This is a genomic window from Micromonospora noduli (assembly GCF_003264365.1).
Lineage (GTDB): Bacteria > Actinomycetota > Actinomycetes > Mycobacteriales > Micromonosporaceae > Micromonospora > Micromonospora noduli.
Window position 1 is genome coordinate 1 of sequence record NZ_PYAK01000098.1, and the last position, 11,295, is coordinate 11,295.

Consider the following 11,295-nt stretch of genomic DNA (forward strand, 5'->3'; position numbering starts at 1 on the left):
CTCCGGGTCGGCCCAGACCCAGCGTTCGCCGTTCCAGTACTCCACCAGCACGTGATCGTGGTGCCAGCCGGGGGTGAGCCACCGGCGGGGTTCGCGCCGGGACCGCTGGCCGCCACCCGCGCGGCCCTGCTGCGCAAGCGGGCCGGCGAGGTGGCCCGGCACTGGCCACTGCTCGCCGCCGGCCTCGGTGCCAGGTGGTCGACCACCTTCGCCGACTGGGCCGCCCGGCGACCCACCGCCGGATCGCTGCGCGACGGTTGGGACCTGGCCCGGGCGCTGCACGCTCAGCACGCGCTCCCACCGGTGGCCGCCGAGGAGTTGGCCGTCCGGGAGGCACGCCTGCGCTACGACGGGGTTCGGGCGCCGCGTCCGCGCCGGGTGCCGGCGGTGGGCCGCGCCGGCGGCGCCGTCGCGGTGCAGATCGCCGGCCGGGTACGCCTGCTGCGCCCCGCCCCACGGGTACCCACCCGTGCTGGCGACGGGATACCGAATGCGGCAGGATCGGCGTTATGGATCTCGGACTGACCGACCGCGTGTACGTCCTCACCGGCGCCTCCCGCGGCCTGGGTTACGCGACCGCGCAGTGCCTGGTCGCCGACGGTGCGCGGGTGGTGCTCTCGGCCCGGGACCCGGACGCGGTGGCCGCCGCCGCACAGCAGCTGGGTGGCCCGGAGCACGCCGTCGGACTGACCGCCGACCTCACCGACCCGGACACCCCGGGGCAGCTCGTCGCCGCCGCGCAGGAGCATTTCGGCCGGCTCGACGGCGCGCTGATCTCGGTCGGTGGGCCGCCGCCGGGCAACGCCGCAGCGGTCACCGACGAGCAGTGGCGGCTCTCCTTCGAGACCGTCTTCCTGGGCACAATCCGCGCCGTACGCACTGTCGCCAACGCCCTGCCCGAGGGCGGCGCGATCGGGCTGGTGCTCTCCACCTCGGCGCGTGGCCCGGTGCCCGGTCTCGGCATCTCCAACGGTCTGCGGCCCGGCCTGGTCGGGGCGGCCAAGGACATCGCCGACGACTACGGCCCGCGTGGGGTCCGGGTGGTCGGCCTGTTGCCCGGCCGGATCATGACCGATCGCAACCGGGAGCTGTTCGGAGCGACCGGCGACCCGGAGCGGGCCCGCGCCGAGGCGGAGGCCGGCATCCCGCTGCGCCGCGTCGGCGACCCGGCCGAGTTCGGCCGGGTGGCCGCGTTCGTGCTCTCCCCCGCCGCGAGCTACCTCACCGGGATCACCCTGCCGGTCGACGGCGGCGCGCTGCGCGGGCTGTGACCCCCGACGGAGCCCGACCCGCCCGTGCCGTGACGCCGCCCGGAACGACCCGGCCGACCCGGGCGGACCTGGCGGCGGCTGCGGACCGGACCATTCCCGACGTGCTCGCGCCGGGGCTGGCGGTGCTCTTCGTCGGCATCAACCCGGGCCTGTGGTCGGCTGCCACCGGTTGGCACTTCGCTCGACCCGGCAACCGGTTCTGGCCCGCCCTGTACCGGGGCGGGTTCACCCCCCGGCTGCTGCACCCCAGCGAACAGGACGAACTGCCCGCGCTCGGGCTCGGCATCACCAACATGGCCGCCCGGGCCAGCGCCCGCGCGGACGAACTGAGCACCGAGGAACTCCTCGACGGCGCGGCGATCCTGACCGACAAGGTGGCCCGGTACCGGCCGCACTGGGTGGCAGTGGTGGGCGTGACCGCGTACCGGATCGGTTTTCAACGGCCAAAGGCCACCTTCGGGCCGCAACCGGAGTCGCTGGCCGGTGCCCGGCTGTGGGTGCTGCCCAACCCCAGCGGCCTGAACGCGCACTTCACCCCGGCCACCCTGGGCCTGGCGTTCGCCGAGTTGCGAACGGCGACCGACCTACCGGCCCGTCGGCCGGCCGGACCACCCGACCAATGATCGACTCGGTTTCCAGGAAGTCGGGCGGTCAATGCGACCTGGACTCCCCGACTTCCAGGAACCCGAGTTGATCAGCGCGGCGCGGACGTCAGTTGGCGGCGGCGGGCGGCAGCACCTCGTCGGCGCGGTAGGTGCCCAGCGGCATGACCACCGGCTCGGGGCCGGTCGCGTCGACGAACGGGGTTGGCGAGTCGGCGACAGCGAACTGGGTCCGGTACAGCTCGGCGTAGAGCCCGCCGACCGCTACCAACTCCTCGTGCCGCCCCCGCTCGACGATCCGCCCACCGTCAAGGACCAGGATCTGGTCGGCGTCGCGCACTGTGGAGAGCCGGTGCGCGATCACGAGCGCGGTACGCCCGGCCAGCGCCACCGACAGCGCACGCTGCACCGCCGCCTCACTCTCCGAATCCAGGTGTGCGGTCGCCTCGTCGAGGATCACGATCGACGGTGCCTTGAGCAGCAGTCGCGCGATCGCGATGCGTTGCTTCTCGCCGCCGGAGAACCGGTAGCCGCGCTCCCCCACTGTGGTGTCCAGACCGTCGGGAAGCGACCGGACCAGATCGGCCACCTGGGCGCCGGCCAGGGCGGCCCAGATCTCGTCGTCGGTGGCGTCCGGCTTGGCGTAGCGAAGATTCTCGGCGATCGTCTCGTGGAACAGGTGCGAATCCTGAGTGACGACACCGATCTCGTCGCGCAGGGAGGCGAGCGTCGCGTCGCGCACGTCGACGCCGCCGACGAGCACCTGCCCGTCGCTGACGTCGTAGATCCGGGAGATGAGCATCGACAGCGTCGACTTGCCCGCCCCGGACGGGCCGACCAGCGCGACCATCTGCCCCGGCTCGACGCTGAACGAGACCCCCTTGAGCACCGGCTCGTTGACGGTCCGGTCGAGGGTGGCGACCTCCTCCAGGGAGGCGAGGGAGATCTCGGCGGCGCTCGGGTAGCGGAAACGCACGTCGCGGAAGTCGACCCGGCCGGCGCCCAGGGGCACCGGTACCGCGTCGGGCTTCTCCACGATGCCCGGCTTGAGGTCGAGCACCTCGAAGACCCGGTCGAAGGAGACCAGCGCGCTCATCACGTCCACCCGGACGTTGGACAGTGCCGTGAGCGGCCCGTACAGGCGGGTGAGCAGCAGCGCGAGCGTCACCACGGTGCCGGCGCTGACGCCGCCGGTGACCGCGAGCCAGCCGCCGAGACCGTAGGTCAGAGCCTGCGCCAGTGAGGCGACCAGCAGCATCGCCACGAAGAACGTGCGGGAGTACATCGCGGACTGGATGCCGATGTCACGGACCCGCTCGGCCCGGTCGGCGAACCGACGAGCCTCGATCTCGGGCTGGCCGAAGAGCTTCACCAGCAGCGCACCGGCCACCCCGAACCGCTCGGTCATTGTCGCGTTCATCTTGGCGTCGAGGTTGTACGCCTCGCGGGTGATGTCCGCCAGCCGTCGACCGACCCGGCGGGCCGGAATGATGAAGATCGGCAGCAGCACCAGTGACAGCGCGGTGATCTGCCAGGAGAGGGTGAACATCACCGCCGCGGTGAGCACCAGCTGGATGACGTTGCTGACCACACCGGACAGGGTGGAGGTGAACGCCCGCTGGGCGCCGAGCACGTCGTTGTTGAGCCTGCTGACCAGGGCGCCGGTCTGGGTACGGGTGAAGAACTGCAACGGCATCCGCTGCACGTGGTCGTAGACCCGGGTGCGCAGGTTGAAGATGATGCCCTCGCCGATGCGGGCGGAATACCACCGTTGGGCCAGCGACAGCAGCGCGTCGGCGACCGCCAGCGCGGCGATGAACAGGGCCAGCCGCACCACGAGCCGGCCGGCCTCGGTGCCGCCCCGGTTGATCGCGTTGATCACGTCACCGGCGAGCACCGGGGTGGCCACGCCGATGATGGCGGCCAACACCACGGTGGCCAGGAAGACGATGATGTCGCGCCGGTAAGGGTGGGCGAAGGCGACGATGCGGCGGGCCACCCCGCGCTTGAGCCGGTGGGTGGAGACCTCGTCGCGGTTGCGCATCGACCGGAGCATGCTCCACCCGGCCATGCCACCGCCGGACATCGGGTTGGACATCGCTCACCTCCGGGTTGCCGGGCGGACCGCACCGTCAGGTCAATTCTCCCGACGAGTGTGACAACCTCGTTCGTAACCCGGATCTTCCCGTGCGGTCCTTACCTATTCTCCCCTGCCGGCAAGGTCACGCAGCCGACGGGTCTGCGCCTCCCGCTCGGCGCGCTGCTGGTCGGCGTGCGACCGCCCGCCGGCACCGGCGAGCAACGCCTTGATCTCCACCACCGCGTCGCGGGCTCCGGAGAGCAGGCCGGCGGTCAGGTCCCGCACCGCGTCGTCCAGCTCGGCCGGGGGTACGACAAGGGTGGCCAGCCCGATCCGGTCCGCCTCGGCGGCGTCCAGCCGGCGGCCGGTCGCACAGATCTCCAACGCCCGCGAATATCCGACCAGCTCGACGAGGCGTTTCGTGCCGGCCAGGTCGGGCACCAGACCGAGGGTCACCTCGGCCATCGACAGCTTCGCGTCCGCGGAGAGCACTCGCAGGTCACAGGCGAGCGCGAGCTGGAAGCCGGCACCGATCGCGTGGCCCTGTACGGCCGCGACGGAGACGACATCCGGCCGGTGCAGCCAGGTGAAACCGGCCTGGAACTCGGCAATGCGCTCGGCGCACTCCTGCTCGGGCAGCGTGGCCAGCTCAGCGAAGGACCCCGGGCCGGAGGCGCCCGCCACCGCGAGATCGAGGCCGGCGGAGAACGCGCGACCCTCGCCGCGGACCACCACCACCCGCACGTCGCCCGGAAGGTCGCGGGAGAAGTCGCTCATCGCCTGCCACATCGCGGGCGTCTGGGCATTGAGCACGTCGGGCCGGCACAACGTCACCGTGGCGACCGGCCCGTCGCAAGTCAGCCGAACCCCGGTCGCCTCGGCGGTCACCGGACGTCCCGGGGCGCGGCGCTGGTGGACGACGCTGAGGGGCGGGTCACGCCTTCTTGCGGCGCCGGGCGCCACCGCGCTGACGCAGCTGCACGCCGGACTCGGTGAGCACTCGGTGGATGAACCCGTAGGAACGGCCGGTCGAGGCCGCCAACGCGCGGATGCTCTCCCCCGAGGTGTACCGCTTTACCAGGTCCTTGGCGAGCGTCTGACGCTCGGCTCCGACGATCCGGCGACCCTTCTCAGTGCTGGTGGCTGTGCCAGTGGCTGCCATGCTGTGTCCTCACGTCCCAGACTGTGCGGTTCGGATACGGTCCCACCTATTAGACCGCCTCGAACGATCATGCGCCAGATATCAACTCTTCGCCAACCGACACGCTATGCAATGTCAGCTTCCCGATAGAGTGATCCTGGCGATCCGGCCCGCCGCGGCGTCCGGGCGTACCACCGCCGGGAGCTGGCGGCTGCCGGCGGCCCGTAGCCTTCGGTCGTGATCGACCTGTTGAGCACCGCCGGCGCGGCGGCAGTGGTCTTCGCCGCCACCGACATCGACGACATCGTCATCCTGACGCTGTTCTTCGTCGCGGCCCGCACCACCGGCAAACCCCGCACCTGGGAGATTGTCGCCGGACAATACCTCGGCATCGGCGCGCTCGCGTTGGCGAGCGCGGTGATCGCGGGTGGACTCCTGGTGGTGCCCGACCCGTGGACGGGGCTGCTCGGCCTGCTGCCGATCGCACTCGGCGTACGCGCGCTGCGGAGTTCGGGCGACGACGAGGCACCGGCGGTCGTCACCGGAGCGCTCGGCGTGGCCGGGGTGACGATCGCGAACGGCGCCGACAACGTCGCTGTCTACGTACCCGTCTTCCGGGCCCTCGGTGTGGCCGACAGCGCCGTGCTCCTGCTGGTCTTCGTGCTGCTGATCGCGCTCTGGTGCGTGGCCGGGGCCTGGCTGGGCGGGCACCGGAGGGTGGTCCGGCTGGTCGAGCGCGCTGGCGCCTGGCTGGTGCCGACGATCTTCATCGCCATCGGGCTGGTGATCCTGGTCAGCTCCGGCGTGCTCGGCCGACTGGTCGACCTGCTCGGCTGAGAGCCGGCCGAGCAGCCTCGGTCAGGCCAGCTCGACCAGTTCGAGCAGGTCGTCGCTCCACGCGTCCTCGTCGCCGTCGGGCAGCAGGATGGCCCGGTCCGGCTTGAGCGCCAGCACCGCACCCGGATCGTGGGTAACCAGGACGATCGCGCCCGGGTAGTTGGCGATGGCGTCGAGCACCTGCTCCCGGCTGACCGGGTCGAGGTTGTTCGTCGGCTCGTCGAGCAACAGCACGTTGGCGCCGGAACAGACCAGAGTGGACAGGGCCAGCCGGGTCTTCTCGCCGCCGGAGAGCACGCCGGCCGGCTTGTTCACGTCGTCACCGGAGAAGAGGAACGCGCCAAGGATCTTGCGCAGGTCGGTGTCGGACTGCTCGACGGCGGCGGCGCGCATGTTCTCCAGCACCGTCCGCTCCACGTCCAGCGTCTCGTGCTCCTGGGCGTAGTAGCCCAGCCGCAGGCCGTGCCCCGCGTGCACCTCGCCGGTGTCCGGGCTGAGCAGCCCGCCGAGCATCCGCAGCAGGGTCGTCTTGCCGGCGCCGTTGAGCCCGAGGATGGCCACCCGGGAGCCCCGGTCCACCGCCACGTTGACGTCGGTGAAGATCTCCAGCGAGCCGTACGACTTGGAAAGGCCGGTCGCCGTGAGCGGGGTCTTGCCGCACGGCGCGGGGCTGGGGAAACGCACCTTGGCCACCCGGTCGGCGACCCGCACCTCCTCCAAGCCGGAGATCAGCTTCTCGGCACGGCGGGCCATGTTCTGCGCAGCCACGGTCTTGGTGGCCTTGGCCCGCATCTTGTCGGCCTGCGCCATCAGCGCGCCGGCCTTCTTCTCCGCATTGGCCCGCTCCCGGCGGCGGCGCCGCTCGTCGGTCTCGCGCGCCTCCAGGTACGCCTTCCAACCCAGGTTGTACACGTCGATGACCGACCGGGTGGCGTCGAGGAACCAGACCTTGTTGACCACCGACTCCAGCAGCGCGCCGTCGTGGGAGATCACGATCAGGCCGCCCTTGTGGTTGGCGAGGAAGCCCCGCAACCAGGTGATCGAGTCGGCGTCGAGGTGGTTGGTGGGCTCGTCGAGCAGCAGGATGCCGCCGCCGTTCTCGCCCGCGTCGCGGAACAGGATCCGGGCCAGCTCGATGCGGCGACGCTGACCACCGGAGAGGGTGCCGATGGTCTGCGCGAGCGCCCGGTCCGGTAGACCGAGGTTGGCGCAGATCCGCGCGGCCTCAGCCTCGGCCGCGTACCCGCCGAGGGCGGCGAACTGGTCCTCCAACGCGCCGTACCGACGGACCAGCTTGTCGTTGGCGTCCTCGGCGAGGCGGGCCTCGACCTCCTGCATCTGCGCCATCAGCACGTCCAGGCCGCGGGCGGAGAGCACCCGGTCGCGGCCGGTGACCTCCAGGTCACCCGTGCGCGGGTCCTGCGGCAGGTAGCCGATGGCGCTGCGCTGGTCGATCTGGCCGCCGTACGGCTGCCCCTCGCCGGCGAGCACCTTCAGCGTGGTGGTCTTGCCGGCGCCGTTGCGACCGACCAGGCCGATCCGATCACCGGGCTGCACGCGCAGGGTGGTGTCGGACAGCAGGATCCGGGAACCGGCACGCAGTTCCAGGCCGGTGGCAGTGATCATGTTTGCGGGCTCGCTCTCGGGGTTTGGAAGGCTGACTCGGGGCACGCGAAACCGCCGGCGGGCTCAAGGGGCCCGACGGCGCGGGGCGGTTCAGCCTTCGCAGCGCAGCACCCGACAAGTGTACCGGGCGCCGTCGGACGTCCCTCCCGGATTACCGATCAAGATCATCGGGTATCGGAACGCCTGTCCGGACCCCGTCCGGCACTCGATGGACGAAACGACACACAAAAGACATTCACCGGCATACGGCGATCGGGGTCACCCATGGAACTCAACGAGCGGGCCGAGCTCGACACCTCCCAGGCCAACGACCTGGGCCGGGGTAGCGGCGGGTCGGGCGGCGGCTTCGGCATCCCCATCCCGGGCGGCGGCGGCCGGGGCGGCATCATCGGCATCGTGGTGGCCGTTCTCGTCGCCCTCCTCGGCGGCGGGTTCGGTCTCAACGCCATGACCAACGGCGACGAGGGCGGGCAGGCCGGCGGCACCGACCTGGAGCAGTTGTGCTCCACCGCCAACCCCGAGCGTCTCGACGATGCGCGCTGCCGCAACCTGCTCTACGTCAACAGCATCCAGGACTACTGGAAGAAGGCGTACCCCGAGCTGGGCAGAAGCGACTACGAGGTCACCACCACGAACTTCTTCCAGGCGGCAGTGAACACCGGCTGCGGGCAGGCCGACTCGGGCGTCGGCCCGTTCTACTGCCCGGCCGACCGGAAGGTGTACATCGACCTGAGCTTCTACGACGAGCTGGCGTCCCGGTTCGGGGCGAAGGGCGAGTTCGCCCAGCCGTACGTGCTCGCCCACGAGTACGGCCACCACGTCCAGAACCTGCTCGGCACCAACGCGAAGGCCGGCCAGGGCGACCAGAGCGGCCCCCGCTCCGCCTCCGTACGGCTGGAGTTGCAGGCCGACTGCTACGCCGGCGCCTGGGCCAGGCACGCCACCGAGAGCAAGGACAAGACCGGCCAGCAGCCACTGTTCAAGTCGATCACCGAGGCCGACATCAACCAGGCCATCGACGCCGCCGAGGCGATCGGCGACGACAGCATCCAGGAGCGCTCCGGCGGGCGGGTCAACCCCGACCAGTTCACCCACGGCACGTCCGAGCAGCGCAAGCGCTGGTTCAACCAGGGCTACGACCGCGGCGACCCGAAGACCTGCGACACCTTCGGCACCGACCAGCTCTGACATCCGCCCCCAGATCGTGGCAGGTCCCTCCGCGGGCCTGCCACGATCGTCATCCCTGCCGAAGCTCCCGGGTCAGGTGAGCTGCGAGACCTGGTAGTGGCCGATGAGCCAGTCGTCGTCGACCCGCCGCAGGAGCACGCCGAGGTTGACGTTCAGGGCCGGCCGGTCGGTGAAGGCGAACTCCACCTCCAGGTAGCCGAGGACCACGTCGTCGGCGAGACGACGGATCTCCCGGATGTCGTACGCGGCGGTCAGGCCGAGCGGCTGTCCGGCGTAGTACGCGGCGACGCCGGCAGGACCGACCGTGTACGGCTGCAACCCCTGAAAGATCGCGTCGTCGGTGAAGCACGCCGCGACCCGATCGGGCTCGTGGGCGTCGACCGCCGACTTCCACCGGTCGAGGACGGTACGCAGAATCTGCGCATCGGACATGATGATCTCCCTGCTGGACGGACGTGCACGTCGCCTGCCTGTCGAGCTGCCCCACGTGCGAGGCGACCCCCTCCAGGCTCAGCGAGGCGGCTGACCCGGATCGTTCGGGTGCGGCGTCAACGGCGTCACGGTCTCGCGCCGCCAGGCGCGCAGCGGCATCGACGCGAGCACGGCTTCCAGCTCATCGGCGTCGGCGGCCTGGAACAGCCCCCACGTACGCCACTCCCCCGGCGCCAGCGGCGGCCGCCACAGCCGCAGGAGACTGCCCTGGGCCGTCAGCTCGGCCGAACGCGCCGCCTCTCGCGCGCGCATGTCGGCGACGCCGTCCTCCGATGTTCCCTGCGGCACCGTCGTCACCATGTCAACCAGAAACTCCACGCGCCCATCCTCCGGCGGCCAGCCGGGCAGCACGCCGCGAACCCCGTTTTGCGTGGCGATCGTCTCCCCGCCGACGCCGCCGCCAGTGAAGGCCGAGGTCAGTCGGGGTCGCGCACCAGGATCCGCACCGCCCGCGCCGCACCCACCGCCGCGACCAGCACCGCGTGCCGGGGCTCCGGCACGTCGAGCAGCCGCTCCGCCCGCAACGGCACGAGCGGGGCCAACCGCCGGTCGGCCAGCACTCCGTCGACCGCCCGCCGGTCACCGCCGCAGACCAGCGCGGCGAGCGTCGCCACCTCCGGCAACAGCAGCCGTACGGCCAGGTCCGCCGCGTCACCCAGCGCAGCCTTCGCCTGATTGTCACGCCGGCGGGCGAACCGGTGCTGCGACCATCCCCCCGCAGCGGTGCGCCCCTGCACGTAGCGGGTGTCCACCTTGGAGACGACGAGGTCGGCGCCCTCGGCCACCCCGAGCGCCACAGCGCCCTTGCGGGCCAGCAGCAGGCCGATCCGGCGGGGCGTGACGGCGGAGGCCACGAAGCCGGCCACGTCCACGCCGGCCGGCGCACCCGGTGGGGCGTACAGCTCAGCGGTTGCGCCGTCCGGGGCGGCGAGCAGTAGGCCGTACTCCTGGGCGCTGGTGGTGGGCGGGCCGTGCCGGTCGGCGAAGCCCTCGACCCAGCGGCCGACGCGGGCCGGGTCGACCTCGACCCACCGGCCTCCGCCGGCTGCGGGTCGACTGGTCATCGCCCGACCGTACGGCACAGCGAACCCACCCGGGCCCCCGGGCGGCCCCGGGCCCGCCCCCGGAACACCGGGGCGACACCGTCGACCCTTCGCGGTCCGGCACCGGGTCGGGTGGCTCAGCCGTCGGATGGTCGCCGTGACCGTTCAGCCTGGCAGTAGCGCGGCGACCGCCAGCGCGGCGATCAGCGCGCTGGAGACCAGGCCGGTGACCAGCCGCCCCCGCGGCCCGGTCAGCGCCCGGCCGACCACAGTGCCACCGCCGGCGATGACCAGTTGCCAACTCGCCGATGCCAGGAACACCCCGGCCACGAAGAGCGCCACCGGGACCACGCCCGAGTCGGCCGTGTCCCGGCGGCCGAGCACCAGCGCGGTGAAGTAGAGCACCGTCATCGGGTTCAGCAGAGTCAATCCGAGCAGCGCCGCGTAGGCCCGCCCCGGAGTGCTCATACCCCCACCGTCGCGTGCCGTCGGCGGCCGCTGCGAGCGGTGCGCGGACCACGTCCGCCACAGGCCGTGCCCGGCGAGACCCAGCAGGACCACCGCGGCGACCACCCTCAGCGGCCCGGCGACCGGCGCGATGATTCCGGCCAGGCCGGCGCCGCCGAGCACGGCCACCACCGCGTAGAGCCCGTCGGCCGTCGCCACCGCGAGCGCTGCGGCGGCACCCACCCGAAACGAGGTACGGGCGCTGAGCCCCAGAATGAGAATCGCGATCGCGCCGACCGGAATGGCGACGCCGTAGCCGGCCACCAGACCGGCGAGGAACGCCCCGGTCACGGACGTCGGTGGCGGGTCGAGGTCCGTGACCGGAGCCGCTGTCGACGCACGGCAGTGGCCGCACGGACAGGAACCTGCTTCGGGTACGCCTCAGACACACGCGCATTCTCCGCGCGGACCCGCGCCCCCGCCACCGATTTTCCCCGCGCCCCGCGCCCCGCGCCCCGCGCCCCGCGCCCCGCGCCCCGCGCCCCGCGCCCCCCGCCCCGCGCCCCCC

The 11,295-nt window shown here is 72.1% G+C and carries 13 protein-coding genes; 5 read left to right on the plus strand and 8 right to left on the minus strand.

The window, feature by feature from the left end; genetic code table 11:
* Positions 1-51: 51 nt before the first annotated feature.
* The 3 genes from GUI43_RS32130 to mug are packed head-to-tail and all read left to right on the plus strand — an operon-like array spanning position 52 to position 1,894.
* A complete protein-coding gene (locus GUI43_RS32130; protein WP_112700563.1) occupies positions 52-525 on the plus strand; it encodes an SCO6045 C-terminal-like domain-containing protein in 474 nt (157 codons plus the stop codon).
* The gene (locus GUI43_RS32135; RefSeq protein WP_112588656.1) at positions 510-1,271 is read left to right on the plus strand and encodes an SDR family oxidoreductase; all 762 of its coding nucleotides are present in this window, start codon (positions 510-512) and stop codon (positions 1,269-1,271) included. Before GUI43_RS32130 ends, GUI43_RS32135 begins: the two co-directional genes overlap by 16 nt.
* Positions 1,268-1,894 carry a G/U mismatch-specific DNA glycosylase gene (gene mug, locus GUI43_RS32140; RefSeq protein ID WP_249037910.1) on the plus strand — a complete coding sequence of 209 codons (627 nt, stop codon included), beginning with the start codon at positions 1,268-1,270 and terminating at the stop codon, positions 1,892-1,894. Before GUI43_RS32135 ends, mug begins: the two co-directional genes overlap by 4 nt.
* Before the next feature lie 88 nt (positions 1,895-1,982).
* Here the strand turns inward: mug and GUI43_RS32145 are convergent, their stop codons facing one another.
* The 3 genes from GUI43_RS32145 to GUI43_RS32155 form a co-directional block, all read right to left on the minus strand.
* Positions 1,983-3,959, minus strand: coding sequence for an ABC transporter ATP-binding protein (locus tag GUI43_RS32145; RefSeq protein WP_181541662.1), 1,977 nt, complete (start codon positions 3,957-3,959; stop codon positions 1,983-1,985).
* Positions 3,960-4,073: 114 nt separating this feature from the next.
* On the minus strand, positions 4,074-4,841 hold the full coding sequence (locus tag GUI43_RS32150; protein ID WP_112588650.1) for an enoyl-CoA hydratase/isomerase family protein: 768 nt from the start codon (positions 4,839-4,841) through the stop codon (positions 4,074-4,076).
* A 46-nt stretch (positions 4,842-4,887) separates the two neighbouring features.
* On the minus strand, positions 4,888-5,115 hold the full coding sequence (locus GUI43_RS32155; RefSeq protein ID WP_007462679.1) for a helix-turn-helix domain-containing protein: 228 nt from the start codon (positions 5,113-5,115) through the stop codon (positions 4,888-4,890).
* A 216-nt stretch (positions 5,116-5,331) separates the two neighbouring features.
* On the opposite strand from GUI43_RS32155, the gene GUI43_RS32160 reads away from it, so the two are divergent.
* Positions 5,332-5,931: a cadmium resistance transporter gene (locus tag GUI43_RS32160; RefSeq protein WP_181541659.1), complete on the plus strand. Its 600-nt coding sequence runs from the start codon at positions 5,332-5,334 to the stop codon at positions 5,929-5,931.
* Positions 5,932-5,952: 21 nt separating this feature from the next.
* Here GUI43_RS32160 and GUI43_RS32165 read toward each other — a convergent pair whose 3' ends face one another.
* Positions 5,953-7,557 (minus strand): ABC-F family ATP-binding cassette domain-containing protein, encoded by a 1,605-nt coding sequence (locus GUI43_RS32165; protein ID WP_091403713.1) that lies wholly within the window; start codon positions 7,555-7,557, stop codon positions 5,953-5,955.
* Between the two features lie 264 nt (positions 7,558-7,821).
* Here GUI43_RS32165 and ypfJ point away from each other — a divergent pair, with 264 nt between their 5' ends.
* Complete coding sequence (gene ypfJ / locus GUI43_RS32170) at positions 7,822-8,745, plus strand: KPN_02809 family neutral zinc metallopeptidase (RefSeq protein WP_112588648.1); 924 nt, start codon at positions 7,822-7,824, stop codon at positions 8,743-8,745.
* Positions 8,746-8,817: 72 nt separating this feature from the next.
* On the opposite strand, the gene GUI43_RS32175 is transcribed toward ypfJ, so the two are convergent.
* From GUI43_RS32175 to GUI43_RS32190, 4 genes are all read right to left on the minus strand, one after another.
* Positions 8,818-9,177, minus strand: coding sequence for a YybH family protein (locus tag GUI43_RS32175; protein ID WP_112700561.1), 360 nt, complete (start codon positions 9,175-9,177; stop codon positions 8,818-8,820).
* Positions 9,178-9,255: 78 nt separating this feature from the next.
* The gene (locus GUI43_RS32180; RefSeq protein WP_091405207.1) at positions 9,256-9,555 is read right to left on the minus strand and encodes a muconolactone Delta-isomerase family protein; all 300 of its coding nucleotides are present in this window, start codon (positions 9,553-9,555) and stop codon (positions 9,256-9,258) included.
* 98 nt (positions 9,556-9,653) lie between these two features.
* Positions 9,654-10,301 carry an acVLRF1 family peptidyl-tRNA hydrolase gene (locus GUI43_RS32185; RefSeq protein WP_112588644.1) on the minus strand — a complete coding sequence of 216 codons (648 nt, stop codon included), beginning with the start codon at positions 10,299-10,301 and terminating at the stop codon, positions 9,654-9,656.
* 144 nt (positions 10,302-10,445) lie between these two features.
* Positions 10,446-11,078, minus strand: a complete 633-nt coding sequence (locus GUI43_RS32190; protein ID WP_112588642.1) for a LysE family transporter — start codon at positions 11,076-11,078, stop codon at positions 10,446-10,448.
* Between the last annotated feature and the right edge of the window lie 217 nt (positions 11,079-11,295).

Bases quoted from the DNA above. Each gene is read 5' to 3' on its own strand.
- GUI43_RS32135 (WP_112588656.1), top strand. From the start codon at position 510: ATGGATCTCGGACTGACCGACCGCGTGTACGTCCTCACCGGCGCCTCC.
- GUI43_RS32145 (WP_181541662.1), bottom strand. From the start codon at position 3,959: ATGTCCGGCGGTGGCATGGCCGGGTGGAGCATGCTCCGGTCGATGCGC.
- GUI43_RS32155 (WP_007462679.1), bottom strand. From the start codon at position 5,115: ATGGCAGCCACTGGCACAGCCACCAGCACTGAGAAGGGTCGCCGGATC.
- GUI43_RS32165 (WP_091403713.1), bottom strand. From the start codon at position 7,557: ATGATCACTGCCACCGGCCTGGAACTGCGTGCCGGTTCCCGGATCCTG.
- ypfJ (WP_112588648.1), top strand. From the start codon at position 7,822: ATGGAACTCAACGAGCGGGCCGAGCTCGACACCTCCCAGGCCAACGAC.
- GUI43_RS32175 (WP_112700561.1), bottom strand. From the start codon at position 9,177: ATGTCCGATGCGCAGATTCTGCGTACCGTCCTCGACCGGTGGAAGTCG.
- GUI43_RS32185 (WP_112588644.1), bottom strand. From the start codon at position 10,301: ATGACCAGTCGACCCGCAGCCGGCGGAGGCCGGTGGGTCGAGGTCGAC.